Origin of the sequence: Bacillus sp. FDAARGOS_235 (assembly GCF_002073415.2) — a bacterium.
Taxonomy (GTDB): domain Bacteria; phylum Bacillota; class Bacilli; order Bacillales; family Bacillaceae_G; genus Bacillus_A; species Bacillus_A toyonensis.
In genome coordinates this window covers 5,031,759-5,047,244 of sequence record NZ_CP020437.2, presented here as the reverse complement: position 1 = coordinate 5,047,244, position 15,486 = coordinate 5,031,759, and the positions used below count along the sequence as shown (strand labels likewise).

Below are 15,486 nucleotides of genomic sequence, written 5' to 3'. Positions count from 1 at the left end.
CAAAGAGCAAAATCAGTAGCACACTCTAGCCTTATTGCTAATATCCAAAAAGGATTTACTTTTTAAGTAGATCCTTTTTTAATAGAAAAGCGAATTCCTTACTTTGGATTAATGAAAGAATATTCCGATTTATTTTTATAAAATTCTAAATATTTACAATAAACTCAAATTAACATACATTTTAGTTACACAAAAAAATCTAAGTTTAAAGGAGATGAATTCATGCTTAAAAAGTTGGTAGTAGGTGCAATGTTAGCTGCTTCATCATTAACTGTAGGATTGGGATCAGTATTAGCTAGTACCGAAAAGGATTATACGATTGCCTCTTTCGAATATGTAACTGTGGATGAAAAGGCTGTAGATTCGTTTCACAAATTGGGTGCTCCATCAAAGGAAGACGTAAAAATAACTTTAGTTCTACCGAAACAAAATCAAAATGGAGACTGGTTATCTTATGGATTTTCGAACAAAGAAAGTTTAGAGTCTTTTATTGAAAAAGATAAACAAAGGTTGAATCATACAATCACTCCCCTTGGTGTTGGAGGGAGCGGACCTGGTAGTACAGACTTCTATAAACGTACAGGTAGCGAGTATTTTTCTCTAAGTAGCGGTTATAAAAACTTGTCTCCTAGTTGGCAAAATCAAATTGTTTCTGTACGTACAGCAGCTCCTACTGCTAGCTATTCAACAACGCTATGGGAACGTACTTCAACTGAAGGATATGGAAAAGGTGTTGTTTTTAGACACGCTGATTGGTATGGTAAAACTGCAAACTTGAGTGACTTTTTAACTTCAGCAGTTGAAGTTAAAAAGTAAAAAAGTAAAAAACATAGAAATAAAGTGAAACTTTAATCAGTGGGGGGGTTGTTGATCCCCCACTGATTATTAGCCTTCACCAATCGGGCTTTTACGGGCAGCCCGATCCCCACCTAACTTCTTTGCTTCCACTGAATTTTGAGGTGGGGGGTCTTACTGCCCGTTAATGCGGGATAAAAGGTGTTTCCACATATGGAAACACCTTTTATTTCTACAACTATTTCACATATCTCTCCTATATCCATTTCAACTCTTAACTTTTATTTTGTGTATTTCTACTTTCCAAAACTTTCTCCATATTATGAGTTGCCCATTCCATCATTAATAGAATCATTGGACGAAGTGATTCACCAAGATCAGTTAACGAATATTCTACTTTTGGAGGTACTTCGCGGTACACTTCGCGATGTATGATGCCATCTGCTTCAAGTTCTCTAAGCTGCAGTGTTAACATTCTTTGTGTGATATTAGGTTTTAATCTTTTTAATTCATTAAACCTCTTTGTACCATCTAATAAATGATACAAAATAACCCCTTTCCATTTCCCTCCAATGACCTCAACCATCGCTTCCACTGGACAAGAATATTTATTTAAAAATGGGTAATTTATATTATTTTCGTTTGAACAATCCATAATAAATCCCTTCCCTTAACATTAGTATCTTTTTTGATACTATACCACATAAATGTGCGTACTTGTTTCTATGTTACTTTAAAAATATAATTTGGTTACAAAATAAATTAATGAAAAGAGGAACTTTTATGACAAATATAAAAGAAATTACAAAAGAAAAAATTATGGAGGCTTTTCATTTCAGACATGCATGTAAAGCGTTCGATCCTATGCAAAAAATTTCAGAAGAGGATTTTAATTTCATTTTAGAAACAGGCAGATTATCTCCTTCTTCTTTTGGATATGAACCTTGGAAATTTGTTATCGTACAAAATAAAGAAGTAAGAGAAAAACTACAACCATATTCATGGGGTGCTGGTGGGCAACTTGCAACAGCTAGTCACTTTGTTATTGTTCTTTCAAGAAACATTAAAGATATGCATTATGATGCAGATTATATTAAATATATGATGAACGATATTATTGGATTGCCTGAAGACACTCAAAAAATTAGATATGAATTCTTCAAAAAGTTCCAGGAATCAGATTTTAACTTATTACAATCCGACCGTGCTGTATTTGATTGGGCATCAAAACAATCTTATATCGCTTTAGGTAATATGATGACGAGTGCAGCTCAAATTGGTATTGACTCTTGTCCAATAGAAGGATTTGATAAAGAGAAAGTAGATTCTTTACTTCGTCAAGAAGGCATTGTAAAAGACGATAATTTTGAAGTATCTGTTATGGTTGCCTTTGGTTACCGTAAAGAAGAGCCAAAGCGTGATAAAACAAGACAGACTACGGATATAATTGTTGAATGGATTTAGTAACATAGCACGCAAAAAATAATGCTCCTTATAGCTGTATACTCATACTAAAGAAGAATCAGTTGTTTTCTTACGTATGAATTTGTTTTTTCATGGAAAGATATGTTAGTATGTATACAGTTTGAGTACTCTATTTTTAGAGTCGAACAGGAGGAGAATGAATATGTCTGATATTGAAGTTGGCGAAGTGTTTACTCTTAGTGATGAGAATAATGAGGATCAGGAAGTAGAAGTACTTGGAGCGATGGATGTCGAAGGTGCAGAATATATTGCAGTTGCCTTCGTAGAAGACATTCAAACAGAAACTGAGGAAGACATTGATATCTTCTTTTTAAAAGTAGAAGAAGATAATGAGTTTTCATACATCGAAAATGACGAAGAGTTTGACAAAGTATCGGCTGCTTTTGATAAGATTTTGGATGAGCAAGAAGAGCAAGAGTAATATTCGTTAAAAACTCGAGGGGGATGCATATCCGCCCTCTTTTTTTTATTCATCACTTACCAAGCTACATGTATTAAAGAGACTTATGCAGCCATTCCAGTACATCTTTCATCGCAAAAAGACCATCTTTTTTAACTTGCTCCGCAAATTCCGAAACGAGACGTAGTGTTCTCACACTTTCGATTGGATGCTCTCCTGATGCACTTTCAGCAGAAAGCATCACTGCATTCGTCCCGTCTAGTACAGCTTGAAAAACATCGGTGACCTCTGCCCTTGTAGGAATAGAATGATCTACCATAGATTGAAGCATTTGTGTTGCTGTAATAACATATATATTCGTTCGATTACATTCACGAATCATCATTTTTTGTAAAAGCGGAATAATTTGATACGGCAATTCCACTCCTAAATCCCCCCTTGCAATCATAATTCCATCTGCTTCTTTACATATATCTTGAAAATTCTCGATTGCTTCCATCGTTTCTATTTTTGCAATTAAACTTGGGGACGTTTCTTTATGCTCTTGTATAAAATTTCGTATTTCCTTTATATGACTAGGTTTTCGTACGAAAGAACACGCAATAAAATTAACATCCTCTTCTAAAAGAAATTGAATGTCTTTTTTATCTTTCTCTGTAATAGCCGGTAAACTAACTGTCGCACCCGGTAAATTCACCCCCTTATGAGATGAGATATTACCACCTGTTTTGATCTTTGTTTCTATTTTTTCCTTACTTACCTTTTCAACAATTAATTCAACCTCTCCATCATTAATCAAAATTCTACTGTCTACTTTCACATCATTCGCAATACCTACATAATCCACACTTGCTTCTGTATTACTCCCTATGACTGGTTGCGTATGTAAAAGAAAAGAATCCCCGGCCTTAAGTGTAATTTGATCTTCCTTCATTTCACCTAATCTTATTTTAGGACCTTGCACATCACCTAAAATTTTAATAGAATCATCTAAAGATTTCACTAAACGAATGATGTCTTTATGACTTTCATGCGTGCCATGTGATAAATTTAGCCGAACAATTTTCATACCATTCTTTATTAACTGCACTAACGTTTCTTTATTATTACTTGCTGGTCCTATTGTACATACTCGATCAATTGTCATTCTTGCCACCATCCTTTTTCAGATAGGTTTCCCACAAAAATTTAAAAATAACATAGGGAATACAATAACAGCTTTAAACTTTACAAACGAAGTAATCCTACATACAAACGTAGAATTGCTTCGTACATGATTGATTTATACCGTGTTTCGTTTTTACCGTTAATACTCTCCTTTACTATCTTTTCTTTTTCCGCCGCTACAATTAATGAATACATAATCCGATTGTTTTGTATTACATTCTTCTAACTCTCTTTCATTACCACCCTACTTTTCATTCATGTGCTCTTCTATAAGTGTAAATCTACATTTACATGAATTTCATATTGGTAACCCTATTTCCATGTTCGCTAAGCAGTTAAAGCTATATTCAAATTATTAAAATGAAGATATGTTAAATCAAAAGTAAAAGAAAAGTTAAGTATCGGATAGGTTGTTGAGAGTTTCGAATTTTTCGTATATTGTATGAGTTGAGTTCGAACTCAAAAATTAAAAAAGGTGGGAAAATTAGTGAATATGAAAAAATCTTTAGCGGTGACAACTTTAGGGTTAGCGGTTTTAGGTTTTGGTTTTACTAATAACGCAAGTGCCTCAGAGGTGGGTGCTGCAGACAAGCAGCCTGTTTTAGTTGACTTTGATACAATTCAATCAGCAAAAACATCCAATGTTTCTAGTTTGACTGTTGCAGCTGCACCTAAGAATGATTCTAACATTAGCGTCTATACTCCCTTTTTTGGTAACCCATATGCAGTTGCTAAATCGAAATCAACTACGACCGAAGACTATATTTATGCAAAAGCAAGGACTTTCAATGGCGATGGCTCATTAGTGAATACGAAAAGTAATAATGCAAAAAAATCATCTTATGTAAGTGCTACAGCGACCAACACAAGCGTTTATTATGGAGATGATTACGCTATTGGTAATCATACCTATAAATTAAATGGTTATAATGATGTGAATCACGAAACAAAAGCTTCCTGGTAAGAAAGAGAAAAAAGATATGCATCTTGCATATCTTTTTTCTCTTATATTTTAAATATATTGAGGTGTTATTTATGAAAAATATATATATCATTATCGGTTTTTTACTTATTTCTTTCTTTACAATGTATGTTTTGTTCCATGCTTCAATTATACAACCTTATACACCTTCCAAAGAAAATAAGAGAGAGAAACAAACCAATACTATTTCATACGGCTTGAAGGATAATCAAGGCCAACATATTAACAACGGTAGTGAAATTACTAGTGAGAATAATACAATTAACGTATCGTTATCCTTTATACATAATATTGACGAAGACCGAAAGTATGGATTAATTGTTCTAGAAGATTACGTACAAAAACCTTTCAAAATAGAAAATACTGTAAATGAACTATCACACTACTCTTTCGATATGAAACCAAATAGTTCGATTACTACGAAAATCTCTTTACACACTTCTCCTAACGCAAGCGAATTAGCCTTTTTAATTATTAAAAAACCTGAATATAAGTTAAAAGATAATGACTTACATAAAGCGTCTATACTAGAAGAGATTTTAAGTATGCGATATTCAATACATCATCCTCATAAAGAAAGTGAAACATTAAAGTTTACCCCTATACAGCCACATACTATTTTAAAAGATGGTCTTTATGAGCCATTATTTGTTACGAGCAATGAAGAGAAATTACAAACGGTATTTTCTGAAAAGGAAGGTGAAACATTAACTTTATCGAACGGAAATGAAACAAAAGATGAAATAGCTTATGCAATCGTGGCCTTTAAAGATTGGGAACAAGTTGAATTATTCCATAATAAAAACGTCGCTTATACTACAGTGGCACCAGAAACGAGACAAACTTTTACTTTCACACTACCTACAGTGGAACAGGAAAGTAATTTTCAACTAGTCGCATTCCCATTTCCTTATAAAGTTAGTGAAGATCATTATGTCAGTCAACAAGCATACGGTTCATTTCGTATCGTAATTGAAAATAAAAAATAAATATGTTCCCACTTTATACAATTACAACAACGTAAAAAGCCTACTCACACAAGTAGGCTTTTTCATACTACGATAACTTCGTCAATAACTGATTTAAATCTTTTTTCGTTTTCGACGTTAACGACTTCATTTTCGTAATATCGATCTTTTCTTTTTCCGCGCCTACAATTAACGGATACATACTTTGACCGATTGTTTTAGAATCCGTCGGATGTGATGCTTCCAACTCTTTTTCAATGACATCCCACTTCTCATTAATTTGTTTTCCAAGTTTATTTACTGTTTCTAATTTAGGGTTAGCAGCTAATTGCTTGTCTAAGCTTTCAATTAATGCCACAACTTCTTTTACATTTGTTTTCACAGCTACACTTTTCTTCGGATCTTTAGTAGTCTTTCCACTTGTCGTTTGGTCTGTCGTTTTCCCGCTAGTAGTTTGATCGGTTGCTTTGCCACTTGTAGTTTGCTCATTCGTTTTTCCTGTCGTTTCTTTTTCTTTTGTCGTTTTGCCGTTATTTTCTGTTCCAGATGATTCTTTTGTATTTTTTGCATCCTTATCTGTTTTTTCATTTGAAGAAGTATTTGTTTCTTTTTCAGTATCTTTCGTTGTTTTTGACGCTTCATCTGTACTTGTCGTTTTTGTTTCTCCTTCATTTTGTGCTGTTACTTGCTCTTTCTTTTCTGCCTCTTTATCTGCTGATGGACTACAAGCTGCCATAGTAAGCATTGTACCAATTGTTATCGATGCGATAGCGACCTTTTTCATTTTCATATAAATCCCCCTATGTTTACTTAATTTATCCTCCCCTTTACGATTCTATTTCCCCTTAAAAAATCCCTTTTCATACGAATCACCATCTTTCCGACAGTAATCTTCATAATAATACGTACAAAAACTGATAAACCGATTTGAATATTCGAGTTTCTTCTACTTCATTTTTCCTCTCTGCTGTAAAAGAAAAAGAGTATATTGTCACATCAAGAATTACTATCCTCATATGACGATATACTCTCCTATCAAATTTTTCTCTTTCTTGACATTTTATTTATACAAAAAAATATAAATATCTTAATTTTTTTGTTTCTCAACTATTGTTAACATAATATTTTTATGAGAAACCACCATTCGAATGAATGACTTGCCCAGTAATCCACTTCGCTTCTTCACTTACTAAAAAAGATATTAGGCGCGCAGCATCCAATGATTCTCCAACTCTACCTTGCGGGAATTTCCATACTAAATAATGTTCTAATTCCTCTGTAATCCACCCCGTATTCGTCGGTCCTGGATCAACGGCATTAACGGTAATCCCCTTCTCCATCGCAACTGGTGCTACTGATTTTGTAAATGCTTCAATTGCCCCCTTCGTTGCCACATATGCTAGTTCATCTGGCATTGGATCTAATGACTGCCCTGAAGTAAGATTAATAATACTTCCACTCTTCTTGTATGCATAATGTTTTATAAATAATGAACTTAATAACATAGTTGCCCGAACATTCACTGTATAATGTTTATCTAACTGTTCTACATTTAATTCCTCAATTCTCGTATGAGTAGCATACGCTGCATTATTAATTAAAATAGATGGATCACCTAATCGTTCTGATACCATATAAAACAAACGATTTGGTGAATAAGACTGTGATAAATTGATTTCTGCCATTTCACATCGAACACCGTAACTTTCAATCTCCTTCTTCAACAAAAAGGGCTCTTGATCATTCATTCCCCATGGCATCGCTTTATCATACTGAGACCAGTATGTGAAAAAAATGTCTATCCCTTTTTGAGCAAGCACCTTGCATACAGCTGCACCAATTCCATTCAGACGAGTTGCCCCTGTTACAATTGCTATTTTCTTCACCTTTTCTCCTCCATCTATGGATAAATCCCCTGCACGAATACAGAGGATCTACCTTCTTAATTAATATTTGACAATATACGTTCTGCACCTAATTTTAAAATTTTAATAAAGATATAATTTACAATCGTAAACATTGCAAATAAAACGATAAACATAACCCAAAGTCCGACTTGAAGGAAGAAGTATAATACACTTACTCCGGCTACAATAATTAAAGCTATTAAAATATTAGCTAAAAAATTCCACAAAGTTGTATATCGACTTTTAAATAATTTCTGCTCTGTATCCCAATGAATATCTGCAGTTTGTGCGTCCCAGCGTGTTCCAATTAAATTAATTAATAACAACCCGTTCGCACTTAGTAAAAACCACAGTATCATGAAGACTGGAGAAATTCCAGCTACAACTGCCATCGTAATACCAAATACTGCTAAAATAATCACATTAATTAACCAAGCAGTGATCGCTTTCGCAAAAAAGATATCCGAAGCTTTTACTGGTAAATATCGATTCACAAACCATGAGTTTCCATCACGTGAAAATGACGTCGTTGCAATGACGTTACTACCCATCAAAAATAACGATGCACAAAGACCAACACCGATTGCAAACCCCGTTGTCTCTGGATTGTTAATATACTCTGTAATAAACTTTAAATTCCCATCTTGTACAAATAAAATAAAGAACAACATAATCGGCATAACGAAAGTTTGTACGATACAATTTAAGAAAAATTGTGGTGTACGGAATAACGTTTTAAATTCTTTTTTCACATACGCTTTCAAATGTGAACTTTGTACGGTTGATTTCTGTAAACCTTCTGCTGAAATGACCTCTTTTTTTGCTGTACTCGTTGAAAGTCCAATAACCCCTTTTAAATATGTACGCTCTGCAATGTAATAAAACAACACAAAGAAGACAAATGAAATAAGGGCAAAGATCATTACATATAAAGGTCCCTTCCAATTTGCACTTTCTACTAATGCCACTGCTCCAAAATATGTAGTTGGAAAATAATTTGTCATTTGTACTATAAGAGAAGATTGATTATTTACAAGATATTCCGCAGCCCCATCTCCAGAAAACGCACTTTTATTTCTCCACTGCATAAATACGTTAATTCCTACAATAAATAGTATACTTACGATTCCAATAAATATATTTCCTCGATCTTTATTTTTTGCTATATTTGTATACCTCATGATTACTGTCATCAGTAACGAAGCTAATACTAACGGAACGATCGGGAAAAGTAAATAAATAAAAATCATATATATGTAATATGTAATAAATGCGCCACTTTTTAAACCGTACGTAATGAAGATTGGTAATAAAATGAATGAACTCATTACGTATTGTGTAATTAATACCGTTAAAAATTTTGCCGAAATAATTTGCGCTGGTTTTAATGGTAACGGCAGTAACATTTCAATATCATTGCTGTAGTAAAATACAGTTAAAATGTTCGTAATACTCATTAAAAATACCCATATACTCGCAATCGCAAGTCCCATTGCGATAATCATTCCTGGGTCTTGCCCTAATTGTTTCATACCTTCATACATTCCGTGCGTCATCGAACCAAATATTAAAAAACCAACAAATAAAATAGCTGCAAATGAAAATACATATGCCCATCGCTTCTTCTTATCTGTTATGAAATCTGCATAATTTAATTTCAATAATACTTTCGTTAACGTCCAAATTTTACTCATTGCCCGTCATCTCCAAGAACATTTTTTCAAGTGATTCATTGGATTTAAAATGATCTCTCATTTCATTTAAATTTCCTTTAAACTGCAAATTCCCCTTATTAATAATAGCAACCCGGTCACATATTTTTTCCGCGACTTCTAATACGTGTGTAGAGAAAAATACAATCTTTCCTTTATCCGCATGCTCTCTCATCATTTCTTTTAAAATATAGGCAGATTTCGGATCAAGCCCTGTTAACGGTTCATCTAAAATCCATACATCTGGCTCATGCACGAGCACACCAATAATAACAATCTTTTGTCTCATACCGTGTGAATAACTTTGAATTTGATCAGATAAAGCATTATAAAGGTCAAATTTCTTCGCTAAAGACTCTATTCGTTCTTGGCGTACTTCTTTCGGCACTTCATACATATCTGCCATAAAATTTAAATATTCAATTCCCTTTAATCGTAAAAACATATCTGGGCTATCTGGAACATAACCAAACGTCTTCTTCGCTTCCATCGGCTCTTCCATAATATTTTTGCCGTTAATCGTAATAGTCCCTTTGTCCACCCCATGAATACCAGTAATCATCTTAATTGTCGTTGATTTACCAGCACCATTCGGTCCTAAAAACCCAAAGATTTCTCCGCTAGGCACAGATAAACTTAAATCTTTTACTGCATAGGTAGACCCATTATAACTTTTTGACACATTCGTAATTTCAATCATTACATCCAATCCTTTCCTTAATTACCAAATAACTATATTGATATTATAGCATACTTCTATTTTAAGATTTTTACATTTTTCAGTTTATTTAACCTTTAAAATAAATGTACACCCCTAATCCAACAATTAAAACGACGGCTAATATAATATAAATCATCGTAAGACGTTTAATATTTCCTTTTGTCGCTTTACTATAATTCGCATCACCATTTCTCCCGATTAACACCGTCGCAATTACAGTAATCACTACAAGTAATACAACAATCATGATCCAAGTTAGCATTCCTTCCTCCCCCTCCTTACAATCATTTTACAATATTATCCTCTTTATTACGCAGTATATTTCCTCTTTTTACTATTATTATGAAAAGAATTGGAAAACTATTATAACCATACATCTCTACACGTGATATATTTATAATATAATGTGATTTATTTCTAACATAATAAGGAGGATGTATTTATGAAAACAACTTGGATTAAATATTTAGGATTCCTCGGTTTCTTCGGTTTTCTCGGATTTTTTTATGAAAAAGGATTGTTTACTATGTTCTGTTTCTTCTCCTTCTTCACATCGTATAGAACGGTTCAACACGATGAACTGTTTGAACAAATTGTCAATAAGTCGTGCCGCAATGCATTTATCGTTACATTACTAACTACCGCTATCATTATGTTTATTGAAATGTTATTTCCAAACCCTGCTTTACAAGAGATTGATATTGCTGTTATTTTCGCTACACTCATTCTTACGTTCGGTTTCTCTATGTTCTTTTACGATAAACCAGTTGATGAAATGGAAGATGCACCATGGCGTTCGTAACGAAAATAAAAGAATACCGCGCCAAATCGAATATGACACAAGAAGATTTAGCAAAGAGCGTTGGTGTACGCCGTGAAACAATTAGCCATCTTGAAAAAGGAAAGTACAACCCTTCCTTACAACTTGCTCACGATATAGCGAAGGCACTACATAGTACGATTGATGAGATTTTTATTTTTGAGGATTGATTAAAGGCATCCTGTCACCAGAATCACATAAAAAAATACCATCATTCTTTCCAAAAAGAATGACGGTATTTCTCATTGATTATCCATATAAAACTGCATGAAATACGCCTAACAGTAAGTATTGATCCTCTTTATAATCATCATCATACACATTCATCTCGATGTAATACATATCTTCCTCAAGACGAATATTCCAATCTGCGATTACATAGCCCTTTCGTAATAACTTTCCAAGCCCAATTGAAGTTTTGTGAACAACATATTCTTCTCTCTTATATGTAAAGGTAAATAAGAAATTTGCGTCTAATAACTTTCCGTCACATACAAGTATTTCATGCTCTGCATCATTATTATCTTTGTACGTTACTAAAATCTTTCTTTGGCGCTGCCTACTTACATCCTTTGCAATGACGCGAATATTATCCTTACTATCCTTTATTTCATAAATGATATTACTACCGATTTTTGGAATGAAGTCTAGTACTCTCATCAACGTATTTTTATAGTAGCCCCGTACTACGCCTACTTGTTTGCTTTCATTATAAACTTCTATTGATATTGTATCCGCTTTACTATCACACGGTCGTTTGTAAGAAAGCTGCATCATTCGCTCTCCTCTTAAGTACTGATCAAACGTCACAGGATATTCTATCGCACGCAGTTCCTTATTTAGCTCATATAAACAACGCCCAACGCTCTCTATTAATGCTGTAGTAGATATACGTTCCTGAAGTTCAAATTGTTGCCAACTGGAATAAATTCTCCACTGATTTTCCTCTTCATAGGAAAAACCAAGAATTATCTCATCACGGTCAGCCGTTTCATAATTCATATGTACGTTCTGCCCGTATTGAACTTGTTCCATCCACTGTCCTAAATAAATGCCGAGCTCTGCAACCTTCATGCATGACTTTTGAAAAAGTACTCTTTCACTCGCGCAAATCGTTACATCTCCTTCGATAAAGCCCTTTGAATAAGCATCATACCGTGACTCATCCTTCTGCGGGAGACTTTTGTCTAACTCAAATAAAAACGTTAACATCCTTTATTCACCTCTAGTTGTTACACTAATCATACATGACATCGCATTACTCTGAGAAACTATTTATATACGTATATTTAATTCACGCATTATAACACGTGAATGACCTTGTATAGTAGCGCTATTTTTTATTCTATATCTTAGTATATGAACTTATATGAGCGATTTTTCTAATATATCTATCGTAACTTACAATATATCAACGATTTTTTCAATATATCTATCGCAACTTACAATATATCAACGATTTTTCTAATATATCTATCACAACTTACAATATATCAACGATTTTTTCAATATATCGATTTTTCGACAAATATCAGCACAATTAAAATGAAGCTACCTTTTCTTCCGCCACTTCCCCAATTTCTAAAATTTGTAGCAGACTCTCCACTTCATAAGTCGGCTTAACACCCGTCATATTTTCTTTCAAACTCGGATTATACCAACACGTATCAATGCCGTAATCTTCTCCGCCTTTCATATCAGAAGTTAGCGAATCTCCAACCATTAGTACACTTGATTTATCCGTAATCCCAAACTTTTCAAACGCATAATCAAAAATCTCACGTGCTGGTTTTTGATGCCCCACTTCTTCAGAAATAATAATATGTTCAAAGAAGTTACGTAAAGGCGAATTTCCAATTCTCGATTGTTGCACCTTCGTATATCCATTCGTAATAATACCTAGCTTGCAATCTTGTAGATTTTCACATAATTGCACTGCACCTTCAATAAGATGTATTTCTTTCCCTAAGTTTTCAAGGTATACATCACTAAATTGCTGCGCATCTACTTCTATATGATGAAGTGCAAATAATTGTCTAAATCGATCTACCGCTAATTCACTTAGCGTAATCATTTTATTCTCTAAATCTCTCCATAACCCATTACTAATCTCTTTATAACTTGCAAGATAATCATTATACCCTGTAGGCATGCCGAACTGTACAAACGCGTTATGTAATGCGTTTCTTTCCGTTTCAGGGAAATCTAATAATGTATCGTCTACGTCGAATAATATAACGTTGTATTTCATGATGTTCTCCTCAATTCCTATTTTCAAAACTTCATTTTCATAGCTTCATTATAAACTTTTATATATTTCATTATAAAGTGCTTTGACTCGCTCTTTATAGAATACACCTTTATCCTTTATTTTCAAATGTGCTATAAATAAGTTTGCTAGCATGACCGCTGTATCTAGTCTATAAAATAAATTAACAATATGAGGGGTAGCATTAAAGATACTATCATTCTTATATCCATCTTTAAATTCATCCCAACTAACCTCATTTGTTTCAGCTATTCTCATAAGCTCCAATAACGGATGACCAATTAAAGCGTTATCCCAATCAACTATTGCTTTAACTTCTCCATTATACCCAATTAAATTGGCTGGTCGAATGTCCATATGTAATAAACACTTTACATGATTAGCTGTACTAAGAATATGTTCAATTGTTTGTGCATCTGGAAGTTTAATACCACAATTCGTAATTGTATTAAAACCTTCTACTCGTTTCACAATGCGTTCCGCTATATACTTACTAATTGGCTCTTTAATATTCTGCTCGTAATGTAAACCTTCAATTGGCATACTATGAAGCTTGCTGACTAACTTCCCTATTTCGTATGCCGAAATTGGCATATGATCCGTAGCCACATAATCCGATATTAAAAAATCAAGTTCGGTAGAAAGATGCAATCTGTGTATACTTGGTACTGGAATACTTTTTGAATGACAATACTTAGAAAGCTCTGCTTCCTTTTGCAACGAAATCCGACTATTAAATAAATCTTCATTTATATTTTCTACTTCTCTTTCCCACGGCACTCGAAATGCTAAAGGTCCCTTTCCTGAATCTCCGCGAAAAACAATATTTTGCACTCCCGTTCCAATCACCTTTAAATCCTGCACAGCTAATTCCTTATATTCTTGACTTAATATTGTTGTTAAACTTTCCCTTAACTCCTCTGCTTTTAAACGTGTATGGATCATTTTATCCCCCGATTCGTAAGTTCTTTTCATCCATTTTCTCCTCGGTGCACAACATCCTCATAAACAAAATTATAGCAATAATAATAAAAGGAGGCTAATCCAAATCAGCCTCCCTTCTTCTTATTTTTCTTCTAACAATAACATTTTCATTTCCTCTAACGACTCTTTCGTAAAGCCAAGAGCTTTTTCAGCGTATGCTTCAACTGATCCGTATTGCTTATGGATTCCATCAATCGCAGCTTGTAAATATTCGGCGCGTGCTTCAAACATTGCACCTAATATCGCTCTACTCTCATCGTTTTGTAGTTTTGCACCTAAAAAGGCCATCATTTTTTCATTTAATTTTTCACGGAAACCGTTACTTAGTAAATAATCTTCCATTACTGTTTTTTCTGGCACACCTAATAGAAGTAGTAATAATGCTGATCCAAATCCAGTACGGTCTTTTCCAGCTGTACAGTGGTTTACTAATGGTAAGTTTTCCGGATTTTGTGCAAGTTGTAAGAAGCTCACGAACGCCTCGTTACCACTTACGAAATCTTGGTTCATTTTCACAAGATATTCACCTGGTTTCCCCAACAGAGAAAGGTCACCAACTTGGAAAAACTCATTTATATTTAAGTCTTTCGCCAAGTCTTGCATAACTGGTAAGCACACTTGACGAGCACCTGTAATCTCTGGATTTGGCTTATGCTTCACTTCAAAGTCTGTACGATAATCACAGATTAACTTTAATCCAGACTTCTGTAAATACGCAATATCCCACTCTGTTAGTCCCGCTAATTCTTCAGAACGGTACAATTTGCCCCATTTTACTTTACGGCCTTCTGTCGTTTCATATCCTCCCATATCACGGAAGTTAAACGCTCCTTGTAGTGGCAATCTACGCTCAGCTACTGTCACTGCTTGTCCATTATTTCCTACTAGTCTAAAATATGGGCGTTCATTTTCACTCGGGTTTTCAATAGTGCATGATGATTCCCCGTTTACAGTTACAAGTAATTCTCCATTTTCTTCAATATAATCTGGTGAAGTACTCCAATAAATGCGTACTTCTTCTATATTATTTTCCCACTTTATATGTAACATATTATCTTCATTTCGTTCTACAGTTGCTTGTAGCCAATTTTCTTGCTGCTCCATTCTTTCACCAACGCTTTCTCTTATAATCGAATCTTTCTCTATTGTATTATAGGAATATCTACTTTGTCGTTCTCATTTTTCTTTTTATCTTACAAACAGGCAAAAAGTTCTTTTACTTGTTCATAATTTGTACACGGATTGCCTCGAAATGAGTTCGAGAGAGTACATCATT

General features: G+C 34.0%; 18 protein-coding genes. 7 read left to right on the top strand and 11 right to left on the bottom strand.

Annotation, left to right across the window (positions count from 1 at the left end):
• Positions 1-222 precede the first annotated feature (222 nt).
• The gene (locus tag A6J74_RS28440) at positions 223-816 is read left to right on the top strand and encodes a hypothetical protein (protein WP_000914493.1); all 594 of its coding nucleotides are present in this window, start codon (positions 223-225) and stop codon (positions 814-816) included.
• Positions 817-1,069: 253 nt separating this feature from the next.
• Here the strand turns inward: A6J74_RS28440 and A6J74_RS28435 are convergent, their stop codons facing one another.
• Positions 1,070-1,450 (bottom strand): winged helix-turn-helix transcriptional regulator, encoded by a 381-nt coding sequence (locus tag A6J74_RS28435; RefSeq protein WP_000340651.1) that lies wholly within the window; start codon positions 1,448-1,450, stop codon positions 1,070-1,072.
• 110 nt (positions 1,451-1,560) lie between these two features.
• On the opposite strand from A6J74_RS28435, the gene A6J74_RS28430 reads away from it, so the two are divergent.
• Both A6J74_RS28430 and A6J74_RS28425 read left to right on the top strand, forming a co-directional pair.
• Positions 1,561-2,259 carry an NAD(P)H-dependent oxidoreductase gene (locus tag A6J74_RS28430; protein ID WP_073990651.1) on the top strand — a complete coding sequence of 233 codons (699 nt, stop codon included), beginning with the start codon at positions 1,561-1,563 and terminating at the stop codon, positions 2,257-2,259.
• Between the two features lie 157 nt (positions 2,260-2,416).
• Positions 2,417-2,701 carry a DUF1292 domain-containing protein gene (locus A6J74_RS28425; protein WP_002039126.1) on the top strand — a complete coding sequence of 95 codons (285 nt, stop codon included), beginning with the start codon at positions 2,417-2,419 and terminating at the stop codon, positions 2,699-2,701.
• A 73-nt stretch (positions 2,702-2,774) separates the two neighbouring features.
• Here A6J74_RS28425 and A6J74_RS28420 read toward each other — a convergent pair whose 3' ends face one another.
• On the bottom strand, positions 2,775-3,827 hold the full coding sequence (locus A6J74_RS28420) for a pyruvate kinase (RefSeq protein ID WP_098155443.1): 1,053 nt from the start codon (positions 3,825-3,827) through the stop codon (positions 2,775-2,777).
• 507 nt (positions 3,828-4,334) lie between these two features.
• Here A6J74_RS28420 and A6J74_RS28410 point away from each other — a divergent pair.
• Both A6J74_RS28410 and A6J74_RS28405 read left to right on the top strand, forming a co-directional pair.
• Entirely contained in the window at positions 4,335-4,811 is a 477-nt protein-coding gene (locus A6J74_RS28410; RefSeq protein ID WP_001056341.1) for a hypothetical protein, read from the top strand.
• 71 nt (positions 4,812-4,882) lie between these two features.
• Complete coding sequence (locus A6J74_RS28405) at positions 4,883-5,818, top strand: hypothetical protein (RefSeq protein WP_000790516.1); 936 nt, start codon at positions 4,883-4,885, stop codon at positions 5,816-5,818.
• A 67-nt stretch (positions 5,819-5,885) separates the two neighbouring features.
• On the opposite strand, the gene A6J74_RS28400 is transcribed toward A6J74_RS28405, so the two are convergent.
• The 5 genes from A6J74_RS28400 to A6J74_RS28375 all read right to left on the bottom strand — a co-directional run bounded on the left by A6J74_RS28400 (position 5,886) and on the right by A6J74_RS28375 (position 10,399).
• Positions 5,886-6,587: a hypothetical protein gene (locus tag A6J74_RS28400; protein ID WP_000782529.1), complete on the bottom strand. Its 702-nt coding sequence runs from the start codon at positions 6,585-6,587 to the stop codon at positions 5,886-5,888.
• Between the two features lie 337 nt (positions 6,588-6,924).
• Complete coding sequence (locus tag A6J74_RS28390; protein WP_000716978.1) at positions 6,925-7,683, bottom strand: SDR family oxidoreductase; 759 nt, start codon at positions 7,681-7,683, stop codon at positions 6,925-6,927.
• A 56-nt stretch (positions 7,684-7,739) separates the two neighbouring features.
• Positions 7,740-9,398 (bottom strand): putative ABC transporter permease subunit, encoded by a 1,659-nt coding sequence (locus A6J74_RS28385; RefSeq protein ID WP_000036865.1) that lies wholly within the window; start codon positions 9,396-9,398, stop codon positions 7,740-7,742.
• Positions 9,391-10,116 carry an ABC transporter ATP-binding protein gene (locus A6J74_RS28380; RefSeq protein ID WP_000570205.1) on the bottom strand — a complete coding sequence of 242 codons (726 nt, stop codon included), beginning with the start codon at positions 10,114-10,116 and terminating at the stop codon, positions 9,391-9,393. The genes A6J74_RS28385 and A6J74_RS28380 overlap by 8 nt, the downstream gene beginning before the upstream one ends.
• 88 nt (positions 10,117-10,204) lie before the next feature.
• On the bottom strand, positions 10,205-10,399 hold the full coding sequence (locus A6J74_RS28375; protein WP_000958861.1) for a hypothetical protein: 195 nt from the start codon (positions 10,397-10,399) through the stop codon (positions 10,205-10,207).
• Positions 10,400-10,579: 180 nt separating this feature from the next.
• Here A6J74_RS28375 and A6J74_RS28370 point away from each other — a divergent pair, with 180 nt between their 5' ends.
• Positions 10,580-10,939 (top strand): DUF3796 domain-containing protein, encoded by a 360-nt coding sequence (locus tag A6J74_RS28370; RefSeq protein ID WP_000859216.1) that lies wholly within the window; start codon positions 10,580-10,582, stop codon positions 10,937-10,939.
• Entirely contained in the window at positions 10,927-11,127 is a 201-nt protein-coding gene (locus A6J74_RS28365; RefSeq protein ID WP_000896311.1) for a helix-turn-helix transcriptional regulator, read from the top strand. The genes A6J74_RS28370 and A6J74_RS28365 overlap by 13 nt, the downstream gene beginning before the upstream one ends.
• Positions 11,128-11,206: 79 nt before the next feature.
• On the opposite strand, the gene A6J74_RS28360 is transcribed toward A6J74_RS28365, so the two are convergent.
• The 4 genes from A6J74_RS28360 to A6J74_RS28345 form a co-directional block, all read right to left on the bottom strand.
• Positions 11,207-12,169 carry a tubby C-terminal domain-like protein gene (locus tag A6J74_RS28360; protein ID WP_000955129.1) on the bottom strand — a complete coding sequence of 321 codons (963 nt, stop codon included), beginning with the start codon at positions 12,167-12,169 and terminating at the stop codon, positions 11,207-11,209.
• Between the two features lie 328 nt (positions 12,170-12,497).
• The gene (locus tag A6J74_RS28355) at positions 12,498-13,208 is read right to left on the bottom strand and encodes a YjjG family noncanonical pyrimidine nucleotidase (RefSeq protein ID WP_000876835.1); all 711 of its coding nucleotides are present in this window, start codon (positions 13,206-13,208) and stop codon (positions 12,498-12,500) included.
• A 48-nt stretch (positions 13,209-13,256) separates the two neighbouring features.
• Entirely contained in the window at positions 13,257-14,201 is a 945-nt protein-coding gene (locus A6J74_RS28350; RefSeq protein WP_000831898.1) for a phosphotransferase family protein, read from the bottom strand.
• Between the two features lie 90 nt (positions 14,202-14,291).
• On the bottom strand, positions 14,292-15,314 hold the full coding sequence (locus tag A6J74_RS28345) for a tyrosine-protein phosphatase (RefSeq protein WP_000437654.1): 1,023 nt from the start codon (positions 15,312-15,314) through the stop codon (positions 14,292-14,294).
• Positions 15,315-15,486 lie beyond the last annotated feature (172 nt).

Coding starts and splice junctions, on each gene's coding strand:
- A6J74_RS28440 (WP_000914493.1), top strand. CDS start 223: ATGCTTAAAAAGTTGGTAGTAGGTGCAATGTTAGCTGCTTCATCATTA.
- A6J74_RS28435 (WP_000340651.1), bottom strand. CDS start 1,450: ATGGATTGTTCAAACGAAAATAATATAAATTACCCATTTTTAAATAAA.
- A6J74_RS28430 (WP_073990651.1), top strand. CDS start 1,561: ATGAAAAGAGGAACTTTTATGACAAATATAAAAGAAATTACAAAAGAA.
- A6J74_RS28425 (WP_002039126.1), top strand. CDS start 2,417: ATGAATATGTCTGATATTGAAGTTGGCGAAGTGTTTACTCTTAGTGAT.
- A6J74_RS28420 (WP_098155443.1), bottom strand. CDS start 3,827: ATGACAATTGATCGAGTATGTACAATAGGACCAGCAAGTAATAATAAA.
- A6J74_RS28405 (WP_000790516.1), top strand. CDS start 4,883: ATGAAAAATATATATATCATTATCGGTTTTTTACTTATTTCTTTCTTT.
- A6J74_RS28400 (WP_000782529.1), bottom strand. CDS start 6,587: ATGAAAATGAAAAAGGTCGCTATCGCATCGATAACAATTGGTACAATG.
- A6J74_RS28385 (WP_000036865.1), bottom strand. CDS start 9,398: ATGAGTAAAATTTGGACGTTAACGAAAGTATTATTGAAATTAAATTAT.
- A6J74_RS28380 (WP_000570205.1), bottom strand. CDS start 10,116: ATGATTGAAATTACGAATGTGTCAAAAAGTTATAATGGGTCTACCTAT.
- A6J74_RS28375 (WP_000958861.1), bottom strand. CDS start 10,399: ATGCTAACTTGGATCATGATTGTTGTATTACTTGTAGTGATTACTGTA.
- A6J74_RS28370 (WP_000859216.1), top strand. CDS start 10,580: ATGAAAACAACTTGGATTAAATATTTAGGATTCCTCGGTTTCTTCGGT.
- A6J74_RS28365 (WP_000896311.1), top strand. CDS start 10,927: ATGGCGTTCGTAACGAAAATAAAAGAATACCGCGCCAAATCGAATATG.
- A6J74_RS28360 (WP_000955129.1), bottom strand. CDS start 12,169: ATGTTAACGTTTTTATTTGAGTTAGACAAAAGTCTCCCGCAGAAGGAT.
- A6J74_RS28355 (WP_000876835.1), bottom strand. CDS start 13,208: ATGAAATACAACGTTATATTATTCGACGTAGACGATACATTATTAGAT.
- A6J74_RS28350 (WP_000831898.1), bottom strand. CDS start 14,201: ATGAAAAGAACTTACGAATCGGGGGATAAAATGATCCATACACGTTTA.
- A6J74_RS28345 (WP_000437654.1), bottom strand. CDS start 15,314: ATGGAGCAGCAAGAAAATTGGCTACAAGCAACTGTAGAACGAAATGAA.